The 17,186-nt window shown below is 43.7% G+C and carries 10 protein-coding genes; 6 read left to right on the top strand and 4 right to left on the bottom strand.

What is annotated here, in order from left to right; translation table 11 throughout:
* Positions 1-160 precede the first annotated feature (160 nt).
* Positions 161-3,682: an ATP-binding protein gene (locus tag IP510_RS05160; RefSeq protein WP_194363689.1), complete on the bottom strand. Its 3,522-nt coding sequence runs from the start codon at positions 3,680-3,682 to the stop codon at positions 161-163.
* A gap of 533 nt (positions 3,683-4,215) precedes the next feature.
* Here IP510_RS05160 and cysM point away from each other — a divergent pair.
* The 6 genes from cysM to IP510_RS05130 all read left to right on the top strand — a co-directional run bounded on the left by cysM (position 4,216) and on the right by IP510_RS05130 (position 12,506).
* Complete coding sequence (gene cysM / locus IP510_RS05155; protein ID WP_194363688.1) at positions 4,216-5,184, top strand: cysteine synthase CysM; 969 nt, start codon at positions 4,216-4,218, stop codon at positions 5,182-5,184.
* Between the two features lie 147 nt (positions 5,185-5,331).
* Positions 5,332-6,156, top strand: coding sequence for a 3'-5' exonuclease (locus tag IP510_RS05150; protein WP_194363687.1), 825 nt, complete (start codon positions 5,332-5,334; stop codon positions 6,154-6,156).
* 67 nt (positions 6,157-6,223) lie between these two features.
* Positions 6,224-7,765, top strand: coding sequence for a 23S rRNA (uracil(1939)-C(5))-methyltransferase RlmD (gene rlmD, locus IP510_RS05145; RefSeq protein WP_194363686.1), 1,542 nt, complete (start codon positions 6,224-6,226; stop codon positions 7,763-7,765).
* A 423-nt stretch (positions 7,766-8,188) separates the two neighbouring features.
* Entirely contained in the window at positions 8,189-10,726 is a 2,538-nt protein-coding gene (locus IP510_RS05140) for a RelA/SpoT family protein (protein WP_194363685.1), read from the top strand.
* 54 nt (positions 10,727-10,780) lie between these two features.
* Positions 10,781-11,722, top strand: a complete 942-nt coding sequence (mutM, locus tag IP510_RS05135) for a bifunctional DNA-formamidopyrimidine glycosylase/DNA-(apurinic or apyrimidinic site) lyase (RefSeq protein WP_194363684.1) — start codon at positions 10,781-10,783, stop codon at positions 11,720-11,722.
* A 343-nt stretch (positions 11,723-12,065) separates the two neighbouring features.
* Complete coding sequence (locus tag IP510_RS05130; RefSeq protein ID WP_194363683.1) at positions 12,066-12,506, top strand: hypothetical protein; 441 nt, start codon at positions 12,066-12,068, stop codon at positions 12,504-12,506.
* Between the two features lie 81 nt (positions 12,507-12,587).
* Here the strand turns inward: IP510_RS05130 and mscL are convergent, their stop codons facing one another.
* The 3 genes from mscL to IP510_RS05115 form a co-directional block, all read right to left on the bottom strand.
* Positions 12,588-13,043 (bottom strand): large conductance mechanosensitive channel protein MscL, encoded by a 456-nt coding sequence (mscL, locus tag IP510_RS05125; RefSeq protein WP_194363682.1) that lies wholly within the window; start codon positions 13,041-13,043, stop codon positions 12,588-12,590.
* Between the two features lie 279 nt (positions 13,044-13,322).
* Entirely contained in the window at positions 13,323-15,173 is a 1,851-nt protein-coding gene (gene typA / locus IP510_RS05120; RefSeq protein WP_194363681.1) for a translational GTPase TypA, read from the bottom strand.
* Positions 15,174-15,524: 351 nt separating this feature from the next.
* Complete coding sequence (locus IP510_RS05115) at positions 15,525-16,820, bottom strand: OmpA family protein (RefSeq protein ID WP_194363680.1); 1,296 nt, start codon at positions 16,818-16,820, stop codon at positions 15,525-15,527.
* Between the last annotated feature and the right edge of the window lie 366 nt (positions 16,821-17,186).

Here is a 17,186-nt window from a genome sequence, read left to right as displayed (position 1 = left end):
CTGCAGTAGGTTGCCTTGTACCCATTTTAGATTTCTTTGACTATAGGGTACGATAGACAACGTCTAATATCGCATACATAAGATGGCCATCTAAAGAAGTTGTCCAAGTACCTCATGACTTTTTATATTATAGTTAGATAGCTATAAGCCCTGTCATCCATTAAATCATTTTCCACGTCATATCATTTTCACTCAAACGATGATAATTAAGCTGAGAGTAAGAAGACAAATCCACGGCTTGCAAATTATTGAGTGCAGCTATCAGCGCCTCATAATAGGGTTCAATCATCGCAAACTGTACGGGTGTCGTATGCTGCACATTTAACAAGCACTTATCTTCTAGATCCTGACTGGCTTGGCGAAGCTGCGGCACTCCTGTATAGCGACTACCACCCAAGATACGGTGAGCTATTTGCGCTAGCATATGACGGTCACCCGCCTCCCATGCTTGGGTGAGTGCCTGCTTTTCGTCATCAATTGTGTCGAGCATCATAGTAATCAATTTGGCAGCCAGTTCAGGCTTGTTGGCTGAGCGAGTCAGCGCATCTTGCCAATCTAAAATTTCAGAAGTGTCACTTTTACTGATATTGTCCTTACCTTGATCATTATTGACTTGCTCATATGCTTGTGAGTGAGTCGCGTCGTCTCTATTGTCGCTTGCGAGAGCACTACCTGTTGGCTGCTTATGTAGACGCAGACTCTCATAGCGCGGCTGGGTCTCACGCGTCGTTTCTCGTCTGTAATCTTCACGAGGCTGGCTATCGCGCAAATAATCGTCACGGATTTTTTTCAATGATAGTGGACGGGTAATTTTGGTCTCATCTGACATATGAGAGGCCCGATGATGACCGCTGTTATTTCCTACTAGGACAGGATAACTGGCAGGTTTTTGACCGGATGACTTAGCTGTGTCACTAGTGCTCGAGTCATTTTTTAATCCAGCAATGTCTTGCAAAACTGTTTCTTGCCCATCAACATTATATGACGCCGTACTTTGTAGATTAGCATTTTGTAGATCAGAGCCTTGTAGGCCATAACTTTGCAAATCACTGTTCGGTAAACTGGCATCAGACAGTGTGGCCAGTGGCGATGTGGTGCTCTTGCGCCCTAGCCATTTTTGTAGCACTTGTAATAACTGAGGTTGGCTAATGGGCTTACCTACATAGTCGTTGATACCGCTGGCAATCAGCTTGTCACGTTCATCAGCCAACCCATGTGCGGTCAGAGCGATGATAGGGATATGGCTATCGGCAGTCTCAATATTTCGGATTTGCTTGGCAGCCTCGTGACCCGACATACGCGGCATCTGAATGTCCATAAAGATCAGATCGATGCTGTTTTTATCTTGAGTGGCTAGCTTGTCTTCCGTACTGGCCTCTTCTGCATAAATCGTGTGGTTTGGTTTTTTATTCAGCTCATCACGTGCTTCGGCTTTAGACAACTGGGTCTTATTCGAGAGACTTTGCGTATCATTTTTTGCAGGTTTGATATTTTTGGTTTGCTGTTTGCTGATGATCTCTATCGCATCGAACCCACTGCTCGCGGTGATAACATGGATGCCAAGCTCGCTCAATAACGCATCCAGTACCAATAGATTGGGCAGATGATCATCGACTGCCAGTACGGTCACCCCTTTCCAGCGCGGTTCTTGAATATTTTTGGGTTTATTGCGGTTTTGGGTATCGAGCATCGCGTAGAGCTGTCTTTTGTCTAGTGGCTCATACAGTATATTGGCATGATAACGGTTTAGTAGAGCTTGATCAGCGGCAACTTGATAGCCAAACACCGCAAGCTTGCCTTGATAATGCAGACGAATCTGTTTGAGTAACGCCATCATATCGTCTTGAGTGTCATCATCTACAATGACCCAGTCCCAATAGTTGCCGTACTCTTTTAGGGATTCAAGCACACCTGGTAACGAGTTGGCTTGCGTCAGCTTAATTGGCAAATATTGCAAACTGGCCTTTAGTACTTGTATCGAAGCGGTATGATTGATCCATACCAAGACATTGAACTCATCTGTGTCACTAGCAAGTGGTGCTAAGACTGGCAGCTCAATCGTTTGACCCGTCGCAGCCTCTAGTACATCGACATGGGCTGGCATACGGAACCAAAACGTTGCACCTTGATTGGCGATGTTTTCTTGAGCATTGTCGTGAAACCCAATATCGCCGCCCATCAAGCGTATTAACTGCTTAGAGATCACCAGCCCCAGTCCCGTGCCACCATATTGGCGAGTGATGGAAGGATCACCTTGGCTAAAGCTCTGAAACAGCATTTTTTGATCGGCAAGAGAAATCCCTTTACCACTATCCTGCACGCTAATCATCAGATGGTTGTCGCGGTGGTCATCCAAACTGACACGTACCACCACATCGCCGCTATCGGTGAACTTTATCGCATTGCCCACGATATTGGTCAATACCTGCTTGAGGCGCAGCGCATCGCCATTGATACGCATGGGCACATCGTTGTAAAACAACACCGCCATACGCAGACCTTTTTCAGAGGACACAGGCGAGAGCATATCAACCACATCATAAATGGTGTCATACAGATCGAACTCATGACGATCTAGTACCAACTTGCCAGCCTCAATCTTAGAAAAATCCAACACATCGTTCACCAAAGCAAGCAAATGCGCAGAGGATTTGCGAATGGTCTGTACATATAAGTCTTGTTCGGGATTGAGCTCACCATGACGCGCTAGCAAATTAATAAAACCATCAATACTGTTCAGCGGTGTACGTAGCTCATGACTGATATTCGCCAAAAATGCTGACTTGGCTTGGCTGGTTGAGATGGCCGCATCACGCGCATTTCGAATAGAGATATTCTGCATCTCCATCTCATCAAATGCCAAACGCAAATCATCTTCCGTTTGTTCTGCATGGTCTTTTAGCTCTTGAAAACTCCGATGCAAACGGCGCAGCGTCCTGACCAAATCTTGCTGTAGCAAGTTAAGCTCACCATCCGACTCTACGGGCACAGGCTGGTATAGATTATCGACATGGGTACGCTGCAACTGCAAACGCAGCTCATAGATCGGGGCGATCCAACGTTTTGAGTAGATATTGAGGCTGAGCAATAAGATTAAGATGGTAAACAAACCCGTAATCACCAATGCCATCGCGATACGATAGCGGGCGATATATAGTGGCTCGTTGTCCATATCAACCAATAGCCATAGAGTCTCACCTTCAAATTCGCCAAGCACACTGCCATAGGCGGTGCCCACAGGTGTTGGCTTCTGTGACAAAAACTGCTTTGAGTCACTGATTAAAGGCCACTCTTCATTGAGCCCATACCCTACTGTTGCCAGTACTTGATTGCTTTCATTGATGATAGCGATACGCTGTACATGCTGCTCAGACTGCATACGCCCAAGCTTGTCTTGAATACCCGTCAGCGTCGTCATCGCCGCTTGAGGCATGTTGCCGATATTGCTTCCTGTTTGCTGTTGCTCTTGTTCTAACAGTTCAGGAATCAGTAAAGCAATAGCTGGTGTATAACGAATCAGCACCGCCTCCGCAAGCACCTCTTGCTCTGAGTCACTCGCACGCATGGTCTCATGAAATACTAGAATACCGCCGACCGCGGCCAGTACACAGATAGGCAAAAACACCAGTATTATCAACTGACCATAAGCACTACTGGTATCAAAACGTTTTTTATATGCCATGCGAGCGTTACTCTCTACTAAGGGTGGTGCCGTGGATGTTGAGCATTGTTATCAGACGTCATTCAAAACTATCGAATGTGATGCAAAACTGACTGGGTATCTCATCGTATTTCGATGCTCTCAATGTACAGCACATGATGTACGGCGTGCAATATACAATTGTCTTAACAGAACTCTAGCCAGCCTATCTATCAGACATCAGCAAATATAGTGACCATTCATCCTTGATGCGATAAGCGCAGCTGACAACAAAATGATATAATGACGCAACTTTTTATTTGCCACCATAAATCACTCATAATCATACAATCATGACATATGAGTAGGTGTTATAGCGCCTAAATATTTTGCGTCACTTATCACCATAAACCAATATACAAAGTGGCTGACTCAAATTAAGATCAAACAATAAAAACCGTGATCAGCCTCAATGCTTCACTTAAATGCTTTCATTTAAATACTTTTGCTTAAATACTGTCGCTTGAATACTGTCACTTAAAAAGAGACTCTCTAAAAATAGATAAGGATACCTTATGTCTGCTACGGCCACGTCAAATGCCAACTTTATCACACAGACTACCACCCTCGCCGACTGTGTTGGTCAAACGCCACTGGTCAGACTGCAGCGTCTACCTGAGCAAGAGCGCATCCAAAACGGTGCGATGCTACTCGCCAAGCTTGAAGGTAACAACCCAGCAGGTTCTGTAAAAGATCGTCCTGCTTTTAATATGATCTACCAAGCAGAACAACGCGGTGATATCAAGCCTGGCGATATGCTCATTGAGGCCACCAGCGGCAATACGGGTATTGCTCTGGCGATGGTTGCAGCGATGCGCGGTTATCCTATCACGCTATTGATGCCAACCAATTCGACTCAAGAACGCAAAGATGCCATGATTGCCTATGGCGCGACGTTGATCGAAGTGGACGAAGGCATGGAAGCGGCTCGTGATTTGGCGCTGCAAATGCAAGCGGACGGCAAAGGTGTGGTATTGGATCAGTTCAATAACCCTGATAATAGCCAAGCACATTATTTGACCACAGGGCCTGAACTGTGGGCTCAAACTGGTGGAAAAATCACCCACTTTATTAGCTCAATGGGTACGACAGGCACTATCACAGGTGTCTCTCGTTACTTGAAAGAGCAAAACGCAGCGATCAAAATTATTGGTCTACAACCTGATGAAGAGGCCTCTATCGCTGGTATCCGCCGCTGGCCTGCCGCTTATATGCCGGGCATCTATGATGCGGATTTAATCGATGAAGTGATGGATATCGATCAGCGTATTGCTGAAGTTTATATGCGCAAACTGGCCAAAACAGAAGGTATCTTTGCCGGTGTGTCTTCAGGGGCAGCCGCGTGGGCAGCTACCCAAGTGGCCAAAAACAACCCCAATGCCGTCATTGCCTTTATTGTTTGCGACCGCGGCGATCGTTATTTATCAACGGGCTTATATAACGTTGACGACAGCGATACGGATAACAGCGCAGAAATTAATTAATGTACAAAAACGCCGTTTAGTAATGTTAATTTAAAAGAAGTACAAAGCAGCCAAGTGCGGATATAAACGTAATATACCGAGCAAGGTTAATGTTGTCATTCTTTTATAGTGGATTAACTATAAGCTTATAAATAGTCAGGATTATCTATGTCACAAGCGCTACCATCCGACCCTATATTGGTCTTTGATATTGAGACGGTTGCCGATGTCGATGCGGCGCGCCGTATCTATCCGCAACTGGCTGAGCTCAATGATGCTGATACGCTCAGCGCATTGACTGCGATACGCACGCAAGAGGCAGGACATGATTTCATGCGTTTGCCGCTACAGCGTATTGTCTGTATCTCTGCCTTATATATAAAAGATGGTAAGCTGTCCATGTTTTCGTTGACTGCCGATAAACTCAGTGAACAAGAAATGCTTGCCAAGTTTTTTCGGGCATTTAATGATACCAAAACCCTGCCGCAGCTGATTAGCTGGAATGGTTCAGGCTTTGATATCCCTGTACTGATATATCGTGCGATGCAATATGATTTATCAGCACCATGGCTGTTTGAGGAAGGCGAACGTATCAAAAACATGCGTTTTGACAACTATGTCAACCGCTTCCACACACGCCATCTTGACCTGATGGATCGGTTTAGCCAGTATGGTGCTAGCCGCCGCGAAGCCATGGATATTGTCGCAAGTTTATACGGATTACCGGGCAAAACAGACATCGATGGCAGTATGGTTGGCGCACTGGTCAATAATGACCATTGGCAGACGCTATCCATATACTGCGAGTCTAATGTCATGAATACATGGCTTATTTATCTACGCTGGTTACGTTTGACAGGACAGCTATCTTCACAGGACTTTGACGCGTGGCAGCAGCAAAGCCTTGACTATCTTACTACCTACATTCAGGTAGACAACGTACCGCGTCATAAAGCATTTATTGCTGACTGGTCATCAGCACCCAAATTGTAAAACAGCACTACTGGTTATCTTTACCCCCTATTTTTAGTTATTTATCATTTATTATTGAGGCAGGTTTATGCAACCCACCGATTCAAACACAGCGACAGCATCTGATGCAAAGTCACCCGCCACCGATAGCCAAACTATCATCGTTCCACCAAGTAAGAAAAAATCTAAGCCCTCATCGAAAACACGTCGTCGTCTAAAAGATGCAGAACCGATTCCTTTTACCATTGAGAGATTGTCGCATGATGGTCGCGGTGTTGCCATCTATGGCAATGGCTTTGGGGTTGACGATGGTCATGCTGAAGACAAACATGGCAAAACAACCTTTGTCAGTTTTGCGCTGCCAGGTGAAAGCGCATTGGTCAAAATAACTAATAGCCGTGCCAGTTTTGAGGAAGGTGATGCAATTAGCATCACTGCCAACCCAAATCCTGAACGTACTGTACCGCCCTGCCCTCATTTTGGCGTTTGTGGTGGCTGTAACTTGCAGCATTGGCAGCCAGACAGTCAAATCAACTTCAAACAATCTGTATTGGCCGAGATGCTGATTCATCAAGCCAATGTCGAGCCTGACAACTGGCTTGCCCCTGTGATTGGTGATCGACTCGGTTATCGTACTAAGGCGCGCTTGGGCGTGCGCTATGTCGTCAAAAAGGAAACCGCGCTGGTTGGCTTTCGTGAGCGCTCAAGTAACTTTTTGGCAGAGCTAAATGAGTGCCATATCCTAGACCCGCGTATTGGTTTTGAGATTGAAAACCTAAAAATGCTCATCAGCACATTAGAGAGCCGTGACAAAATTGCCCAGCTTGAGCTGGCAATGGGCGAGCAAATGCCTGAGCTGCCTGATGGCAATCAGCCAGTTGCTCTGATCGTGCGTAATCTGGAACCCCTATCAGATGCCGACATAGATAAGTTAAAGGTATTTTTTGCCGCGCGCAATTGGCAGCTGTATCTGCAGTCTAAAGGCGTCGATAGTATCCAGCGTATTGCCTTGACGGATGCTGATGATTTGAGCGAGCAGTTTGGTCGTCTTTATTATCAACTGCCAGAATATGATCTGACCTTTGAGTTTATCCCTACGGACTTTACCCAAGTCAATCTATCGGTCAACCGTCAGATGACCAAGCTGGCTTGTGACTTGTTGGACTTAAAACCAGGTGAGCGAGTACTGGATCTATTCAGCGGTCTAGGTAACTTTAGCTTACCACTCGCCCGTCTGGTTGGCGAGACTGGTTCAGTGGTTGGCGTCGAAGGCAGTGAAGCGATGACCGCTCGTGCCGCTACCAATGCGCGTCGCAACGGCATCAACAATACTGAGTTTTATAGCCAAGATTTGACACAGGACTGTACTAACCAGCCTTGGGCCAATCAGGGCTTTGATGCGTTATTGATTGATCCACCACGCTCTGGCGCCTGGGACATCATGCAGTATTTACCAAAGTTCAATGCTGAGCGCATCGTTTATGTCTCTTGTAATCCAGCAACCCTCGCGCGTGATACCAAAGCGCTGTTAGAGCAAGGTTATCGTCTGACGCATGCTGGCGTGATGGACATGTTCTGCCACACGGGTCATGTCGAATCTATCGCTCGCTTTGAAAAAGTAGCGGTTTAATACGGACTGTTATCGATTGATTGCTATGAATTGATTTTGGCTTAAGTAGTGTTGGTTAGATTGCTATAAAGGTTTCAGAATAGCCATCTTTATAGTGATACAGCTCTAATCGAAATATGTCAGAATTTTTATCAATAAATAGCGACTATCTAGCCTAATTAACGGCAGTCATTACAGAGCCTTGCTTGATTTGTCGTTTCAAAGTGAGATAATAGTAAACAATCTTCTTATATTTTAAAGCAGATTATCAGAAGTATTTGCACTCGTAGCTTTATATATTTTACGCGCATCTTATGGCTGCTAAAAATGACATTTTTAGCAGTTGTATTGGTTTATAGCTGACACTTTATGAATCGTCAATTCAAAGTGTGTGCATAGTAGATGAGGTTATAATCAATTCAAAATAGCTAAGAGGAGTCGGCTATGGTAAAAATTCGTGAAGGATTACCACTCGTGGATGGACAGACCACACAGGCCGATAGTGCGACACTTGCCGCGCAACTGGTGGCGAGCCAACGCTCTCAGCAGTCTGCCAATAGTTACGCCCAAATTCCCCTCGATATCAAATACCAGTTGGCCACTCATAAGCTACATACAACTTTTGATCGCTCAGCAGCGCACCATTATGATGGTTTGGACCCTGCATTCGACGATGGGTATTTAGACGACACCGATGCAGGCGCAAACGAAAGCACAGAAACGATTGACTTAGACCAAGCCAATATCGATGTGCCTACTTGGCTAAACAACGTCGCTAAGCGTATCGGACAAGAGTCTGTGCCTGAGCTGAGTGCTGCCTGCGAGTTTATCCGCAGTCATATGAATACGAGTGAGTCTGAGCGTTCAGGTGCCTATGTCACTGGTATTGGCATGACCGACATATTGACCTATCTCTATCAAGACGAAGATGCGCTGGTCGCCGCGATGCTCTATCGTAGTGCACGTAAATCTATCATCAGTCTCTCTGAGATAGAGAAAAACTTTGGCCCAGACATTTTAACGCTCGTCAAAGATACGCTTGCGATGGGTAAACTGTCGGAGATTATTGAGAGTAATAAGCGCCTAGAAGATCATTTCGCCAATAACCAGCGCGATCAGCTATCCAATATCTACAGCATGCTCATCTCTGTCACTAATGATGTGCGCGTGGTGCTCATCAAGTTGGCTGAGCGCACGTTTGCGATGCGTGAATTGACATTTTCTAATCAAGAGCGCCAAACTCGTGTTGCCCGTGAAGTCATGACTATTTATGCGCCATTAGCGCATCGGTTAGGCATCGCGCAACTCAAGTGGGAGCTTGAAGACTTGGCCTTTCGTTATCTAGCACCTGACAGATATAAAGAAATTGCCAAACTATTGTCAGAAAAACGTAGCGAGCGTGAGGCTTATATTCAGCGTGTCGAAGAAAAGCTTAACGAATCATTGGCCAATGCCAATATCGAAGGCGAAGTGTCTGGACGTGTCAAACATATCTACTCTATCTATCGCAAAATGAAGCTCAAAGGCTTGTCGTTTGATCAGCTTTACGATATCCGCGCATTACGCGTATTGGTCACCAATCCGTCAGACTGTTACCATGTTCTAGGCTTAGTACATGGTCTATGGCGCTATATTCCCGAACAGTTTGACGACTATATTACCAATCCCAAGTCCAATGGCTATCGCTCTCTACATACGGCAGTGATTGCAAAAAACAAGTCGCTTGAAGTACAGATTCGTACTCACGAAATGCACTTCGAAGCTGAGCTTGGTATGTGCGCGCACGTCAATTACAAAGAAGGTCTAAAGAATAAAAAAGACAACTACCTAAACCAGAGAATCAGCTCACTGCGCCAATTGCTCTCTATTAATAACGACACTCGCAATCAGCCACGCTCTGCTTTACTGACAGGTGAAGAGATAGATGACACAGAGTTTGATGAAGAAGAGCAACTGGTAGATTTTGATGAGCTTGAACGCATCTATATCTTTAGTCGTGATGGCGATATCACCGAGCTGCCAAAGGGCGCAACGGTTCTTGATTTTGCCTACTATGTGCATACCCAAGTTGGTAATCGCGCGCAAGCCGCTCGCGTCAATCAGCGCTATGTGCCGCTGACCTATCAGCTAAAAACAGGTGAGCAAGTTGAAATTATCACCAAGGCCTCACGTGAGCCCAATCGTGATTGGCTGGTCGCGTCATTGGGTTATATACACACCAATCGCGCGCGCTCAAAACTGCGTCAATGGTTCAATAAACAAGACCGTGATAAAAATATTGAGATAGGTCGCCAAATGCTAAGCAAAGAGCTTGAGCGTTTGTCCGTCCATCCCAATAGTATCGACTTAAATGACTATATTCAGCATTTTCATGTCAACACGACAGACGATATTATTGTTGGGCTGGTGACGGGCGAGATTGGTCTCAATCAGTTGACTAGTCATATCTCTCGTCAATTACATCTAGAACCTGAAAGTCCTCCAGAAGACTTTGTACTGAATGTAGACAACAAAGACACAGGCAAACCTGGTGCCTACAAAATCCATATCGATGGACTTGATAATATCGAGATGCACTTGGCAGGCTGTTGTCATCCGGTACATGGTGAGCCCATTACGGGATACATCACCTTGTCACGAGGTGTCAGTATCCACAACCGTGGCTGCCCAGAATATTTACGCTTAATTGAGCGTGATCCTGAGCGTAAAATAGAAGCCGCTTGGCAAGTACAAACGGGTCGTTATCAGCCCGTTGATATTCATGTGGAAGCGTACGACAGACGCGGTCTATTGCGGGATTTGACACAGATTATTGATAAAGAAAACGTCAATATCCGTCAAGTTCAAACACTGAGCAATGATGACAATATTGCCTTTTTGAAATTTCATATTGAGGTCTCAGGGCTGGCTCACTTATCTAAACTACTGGCAAAACTAGAGCAGCAACATGGTATCTTACATGCACGCCGTGCGGTTGTTTAACATAGACCCTGCTCTAGCAGTTATCCACTTTATAATACAGTTGTCATAAAAATCATGCCTGAATTACCAGAAGTAGAAACCACAAAAACCAGCCTTGCACCTCTGTTGGGACAACGGGTGGTTGATGTGCAGGTCTTTCAGCCAAAACTGCGTTGGGCGATGCCAGATGACTTGAATGTCTTAATCAATTACACATTAGATAGTGTGGAACGCCGAGCAAAATACCTGATACTTAATTTTTTGCCCGTAGTCACCAATGATTGTGCTTCGGTTTCGGCTGATATGGTCGCACCGCGACAATTGCTGATACATTTAGGCATGTCAGGCAGCTTACAACAGCACGGCGATGGTACTGATAAGCGCAAGCACGATCACTTAGTGATTACCTTTACTGATACTGCTCATACCAAATCGCAACTGCATTACTATGATCCCAGACGTTTTGGCTCAGTGCTGTGGTATGAAGAATATGGTTCTAAGCTACTGGATCATTTGGGCCCTGAACCCCTATCTGATGTGTTTACCGCAGATTATCTGTATGGTTTGACTCAACGTATTACCGTACTAGATGGAAAGAAGCTCGATAGCAAAGCCGATAATACTCAGCCCAATAAAAGACGACAGCCCATTGTTCGAGCGATAAAATCTGTCATCATGGAACAGCAAGTGGTGGTTGGTGTTGGCAATATCTATGCAACAGAAAGCTTATATTTATCAGGTATCCATCCTGCCACTCCTGCCAACCAAATCTCTTATGAGCAAATGGTGATTTTGGTTGACCATATAAAAGATATTTTGAAAAAAGCGATCAAACTTGGTGGTTCAACTCTACGAGACTTTACTGTGGCAAGTGGTCAAACGGGATATTTTCAGCAAACCTTAAATGTTTATGGCAGACAAGGTGAACCGTGTTTGGCCTGTGATACTGTGCTTGAAAACATCAAGCTCAATGGCAGAGCCAGTGTTTATTGTTCACATTGCCAACCAATAAACTAGGATGTGTCTTCAATTCAATCGATGGCACTCTAAATGGGTTAAAAATAAAGTACCAAAAAAATCGTCAGTACCCTTAGCAGATAGTGCAATCGAATTACTTCGCATTTGCGCTGTCATTAAGCCATGTTGCACAGCCACACATTTATCACGCGCATTTTTGTTGCTTATTAATCCACATCTTGCTTTAATAGAGCTAACGCTTACATAAATAGTATTTACCGTTTATGTAGCTGTAATATTAGACCTGCTTATCGTTGCCGCATTGTTTGTATAGGGAAATTGTCTCTGTGTAAAAATAGCAGCAGCCACTAATCATACTACTGATGAGTTTTAGGATATCGTTATGACTGTTAAAGCCAAGACCCGACGCACTGTTAAGCAGAAATTCTTTACAGTGTTTGCAACAGTAGGTTTGGTCGTTGCCACTATGCAACCGACCTTTGCAGCGATAGAAATTGATGAAGCTGACTTTGGACCTTCTTATGGAACCATGGTTGCTGATACTGTTGTTGGCAAGCCTTTACAGCTTGTCAATGCGGTGGCTGGTACGGCAGCTTATCTTGTGAGTTTGCCTTTTTCACTGATCGGAGGTAATGCCGACCAGGCACAGCAAAAGCTATTTGTTGAGCCTTGGGATGCGATGGGACGATGCTTAGGCTGTACCGTTGCTGAAGATAATTACTATAAATCACAGGTTATTGACAATAATACGGTGCGTATTATCGTTGACCAACCTTCAGAGATTTTAATCAATACCAATGACTACGTGATTGTTACGCCATAATATTTATTATAAAACAGTCATAAAAGAATCAGAAAGAGGCCAACATTGTGTTGGCCTCTTTTATTGTTTTATGGTGTCGTACTATTTGATCGTGTTAGATTTGCTTAGTTTGGCACTGATTTCACGAAGCAATTTGACTTCTTCTGAAGGCTCTTCTACCGCTTCTTCTATAATCTCTTCTACTTCATCAGCACGGCGCATTTTATTGACCATTCTGACCATCATAAAGATAATAAAGGCTAGAATTAGAAAGTTAATAAGTACCGTGATAAAGCTGCCATATGCCAGCACAGGAACACCCGCTTCTTTGAGTGCGTCATAAGTCATGGCAATCCCATCAGGCGCATCACCTAGGACAAAAAACATATTCTTAAAGTTAATCTCGCCACCGAAGATAAATGCAACGATCGGCATGATAATGTCATCTACCAACGATTTTGTAATGGTAGCAAAAGCCCCTCCGATGATCACACCGACTGCTAAATCCATTACATTGCCTTTTAAAGCAAATTCTTTAAACTCTGATACCATACTCATTATTTTCTCCTAAAAATTCATTTACCAATAGACCACTGTCTAAAAATTATTTCAATTCTAGCTTTTATAACAAAAAGTGAATACTTTGCTACTGTTTGTTATTCTGTCTTTATTTCTCAACAATTACAACACAAAAAAAAGCAGCATAAAGTGAACGATAATTTGCTCACTCTATACTGCTTTTTTTACTTGCTCGATACTCACGCTCATCTCCTATTGGAGCTGGTGCGAGTATCAAACATAAACAATGAGAATTACTGAATAATCCTCTCGCTTATACTAAGCACCTTTCTTGGCACGGCCGTGACGCTTACGCTCACTTTCAGTCAGATGGCGCTTACGGAGACGAATTGCTTTAGGTGTTACCTCAACCAATTCATCATCTTGAATGAATTCAAGTGCTTGCTCAAGGGTGAACTTAACCGCTGGCGTCAACGTCAATGCTTCATCAGTACCACTAGCACGTACGTTAGTTAGCTGTTTAGCCGTCGTTGGGTTGACTGTCATATCATCGTTACGAGAGTTCAGACCAACGATCATACCTTCATAAACTTCAAGCTGTGGCTCAGCAAATAACTTACCACGTTTTTGTAGGTTAAACAGTGCAAAGCCTAGGCAAACACCTTTAGCCATAGAAACCAACACACCGTTAGAGCGACCACCAACATCACCGATCTTTTGCGGGCCGTAATGTGAGAAGCTAGAAGTCATGATACCACTACCTGAAGTCAGTGTTAAGAACTCAGAACGGAAACCAATCAAACCACGAGCAGGCATAGTCGCTTCAATACGCATGCGACCTTTACCATCAAGCTCCATGTTAGTCATCTCGCCTTTGCGTAGACCAACTTGTTCCATGATAGAACCTTGATGTCCGTCTTCAATATCGAACACAACGTTTTCATACGGCTCTTGTAGTTTACCGTCAACTTCTTTAACGATAACTTCTGGACCTGAAACGCCCATCTCAAAACCTTCACGGCGCATGTTTTCGATAAGCACAGATAAATGAAGCTCGCCACGACCTGATACTTTGAATTTATCTGGAGACTCAGTGTCTTCTACACGTAGTGCTACGTTATGAATCAATTCACGCTCAAGACGCTCACGGATGTTACGTGACGTCACAAACTTACCATCGCGACCAGCAAATGGTGAGTTATTTACTTGGAAGTTCATTGAAACTGTTGGCTCATCAACCGTTAGTGCTGGTAATGCTTCAACATTAGCTGGATCACAAATCGTATCTGAGATGTTAAGTGCATCAATACCAGTGATACAAACGATATCGCCTGCTTGTGCGTCTTCAACATCAATACGATCAAGACCATGATAGCCCATGATTTTTAGAATACGGCCGTTACGTGTATTGCCATGCTTGTCAATAACAGTAACTTGCGTGTTCAATTTAACTTTACCACGTTGGATACGGCCAATACCGATAACACCAACAAAGCTGTTGTAGTCTAGGCTTGAGATTTGCATGCGGAATGGGGCATCAGCATCAACTTGTGGAGCCTGTACAACATCAACGATTGTTTTGAATAGTGGGGTCATATCGTCAGCTAAATTGTCAGCTTCTAGACCAGCAATACCATTCAACGCTGATGCGTAAACAACTGGAAAATCTAACTGCTCGTCAGTTGCACCTAGATTGTCAAACAAATCAAAGATTTGATCCATAACCCAATCAGGGCGTGAGCCTGGACGGTCAATTTTATTGATAACAACAATCGGCTTTAGACCTTGCTCGAACGCTTTTTGCGTTACAAAACGAGTCTGAGGCATTGGACCGTCAACAGCATCAACAACCAAAAGTACGCAGTCAACCATTGACATAACGCGTTCAACTTCACCACCAAAGTCGGCGTGACCTGGGGTATCTACAATGTTGATACGGTATTCAGTTTCTGAAGTATGATCTGTCCAGCGGATGGCTGTGTTTTTAGCCAAAATGGTAATACCACGTTCTTGCTCAATATCACCTGAATCCATTGCACGTTCAGCAATGTTTGCGCGGTCGCCAAAAGTACCAGACTGATGTAATAACTTATCAACCAAAGTTGTTTTACCGTGGTCAACGTGGGCAATAATTGCAATGTTACGCAGGTGTTTGATATCGTTCGCCATATAAAATGCTCGTGTCGTCTTAAAAAAATGCAGTAGCAATAAGCGCCGCTGGATAAACTATTATCATCAACCAGATAGACAAATATTGAATCCTAAATGATGCACAATAAATGCTTTCATTCAAAAAATATCAATATAATCAAATATCTATTCTGATAAATTCATCATACAGATAGCTATGCTAATGTACATTCTGTCAGTTTACAGAATGTTTCGGTGGCTAGTATAACATTATTGATTCATAAATTTATGTAATAACTTACTTTTATCAATGCATAAATAAAAAAAGCCACCCAGTGGGTGGCTTTTTTTGTAACTTTATATTTGACTATCTCATTCGCTAACTACTACTTATTGAACAACCATATCTTTAGTTTGTTCAACAGTCATTGTTTTGTCACCAGTGATGATGGCATAAACACGACGGTTCATAGCACGACCTTCTTCAGTGTCGTTTGAAGCGATTGGGTTGTCATAACCGTAACCAACAGTTGATAGACGGTTTGGAGCAATACCGAATTCGTTAGTTAGCATAGATTTAACAGCAACGGCACGGGCTTCAGACAAACGTTGGTTATAACGTGCTGAAGGACCAGTTTTAGAAGCATGACCTTCTACACGTGCTGTAGAGTTAGGATACTCACGCATCTTCTCTGCTACTTTAGCGATTTCTGGCTTGTACTGGTTTTTGATAGCTGATTTGTCGTTATCAAAGAATACACGTAGTTCCATTTTCAGCTCATCAGTAATATCTACTGGTACTGGGCAACCGCGCTCATCAACTACTACATTCATTGGAGTGCCTGGGCATGCATCGATGCTATCAGGTACGCCATCGCCATCAGAATCAAGGTCAGCTTCAACAACGACTACTGGAGTAGTGTCAACCATTGGCTCTTCCATTGGCGGTACAGCTACTGTAGGTGCTAGATGGCCACCAAGTACAACTTCTAGACCGGCCAAAGCCATGCCTTCCCACCAGTTGTTATCAAAGTTATGAATCGCACGAGCTTCACCACGTAGGCTTAGTGCATCGTTGATACGATACATAGCACCTAGACCTAGGTTACCGATGGTATCTTTAGAGTTTGAAACTTCAGTACCAGCAGCAACTACTTCATTGTTAGAGTTAGTATAAGTTTCTTGGTTCTCTACTTTGATTTTAGATTGACCAGCACCTATTAGTACATATGGCTTCAACGCGCTGTCAGTATAACCAGTAAATTCTTCAGTACCGATCAAGAAGTTACCAGAAATCATTTCTTGTTCGATATCAAAGCGGTTAACGCCTGCATCAGCAGAATCTTCAGAAGCTTCGCCGTTTGCGTCAGATACACCATACTCTACTTGGAACTGGGTAGAAGGAGTCAATTCGATACCTAGCGCAGCACCAGTGTATAGGCTGCTTTCTTTAGCAACGCCGCCGTTGCTGTTACCACGAGTACCATCACCAATGACATCGCCATTGTTGTTTACATAAAGGTCTTTACCAGTAGTAAGAACTTCACGCTGTTTGTCAGAAGTATCACTGAATTCATCAGTCATGTGATAACCAAGTAACAATGGGCTAATAGTAACACCAGCGTTAGCTGACATAGGTACAGCCGCCACAGCAATAAGAGCTAGAGCTATTTTATTCAATTTCATGGACTTCCCCCAAAGGATAATTTTAGTCATGCATTAAGCAAAACCGATTCGCAAGACGCTGTAAAATAGCCGTCTTTTACGCATTTTAAGTTACAAAGCAAAACCAATTAAGACGTAGCTTAGCGATTATCAACCCAGTTTACAACTTTTTTCGTTAAGGAGCTACACATTATTACACGATAATGTTGTAACCAAAACACAATAAGTAGACTGAGTTACTTAGAACTAACACACCTTACGATCTTCATCTTTTGTATGTCAGTTCATAATAAATACCCAACCAAGCAATACCTATTTACTATCCATATTTTAATACAAGTTTTGCTTTTTCTCTATTGTTAATATAGAGCATTCACTAATTGAAAC

The sequence above is a fragment of the Psychrobacter sp. NG254 genome, from assembly GCF_015277735.1.
Taxonomy (GTDB): Bacteria; Pseudomonadota; Gammaproteobacteria; order Pseudomonadales; family Moraxellaceae; genus Psychrobacter.
This window is presented reverse-complemented; position numbering and strand designations above follow the sequence as displayed.

Excerpts from the sequence above, each read along its gene's own strand:
- IP510_RS05160 (WP_194363689.1), bottom strand. The coding sequence starts at position 3,682 with ATGGCATATAAAAAACGTTTTGATACCAGTAGTGCTTATGGTCAGTTG.
- cysM (WP_194363688.1), top strand. The coding sequence starts at position 4,216 with ATGTCTGCTACGGCCACGTCAAATGCCAACTTTATCACACAGACTACC.
- IP510_RS05150 (WP_194363687.1), top strand. The coding sequence starts at position 5,332 with ATGTCACAAGCGCTACCATCCGACCCTATATTGGTCTTTGATATTGAG.
- rlmD (WP_194363686.1), top strand. The coding sequence starts at position 6,224 with ATGCAACCCACCGATTCAAACACAGCGACAGCATCTGATGCAAAGTCA.
- IP510_RS05140 (WP_194363685.1), top strand. The coding sequence starts at position 8,189 with ATGGTAAAAATTCGTGAAGGATTACCACTCGTGGATGGACAGACCACA.
- mutM (WP_194363684.1), top strand. The coding sequence starts at position 10,781 with ATGCCTGAATTACCAGAAGTAGAAACCACAAAAACCAGCCTTGCACCT.
- IP510_RS05130 (WP_194363683.1), top strand. The coding sequence starts at position 12,066 with ATGACTGTTAAAGCCAAGACCCGACGCACTGTTAAGCAGAAATTCTTT.
- mscL (WP_194363682.1), bottom strand. The coding sequence starts at position 13,043 with ATGAGTATGGTATCAGAGTTTAAAGAATTTGCTTTAAAAGGCAATGTA.
- typA (WP_194363681.1), bottom strand. The coding sequence starts at position 15,173 with ATGGCGAACGATATCAAACACCTGCGTAACATTGCAATTATTGCCCAC.
- IP510_RS05115 (WP_194363680.1), bottom strand. The coding sequence starts at position 16,820 with ATGAAATTGAATAAAATAGCTCTAGCTCTTATTGCTGTGGCGGCTGTA.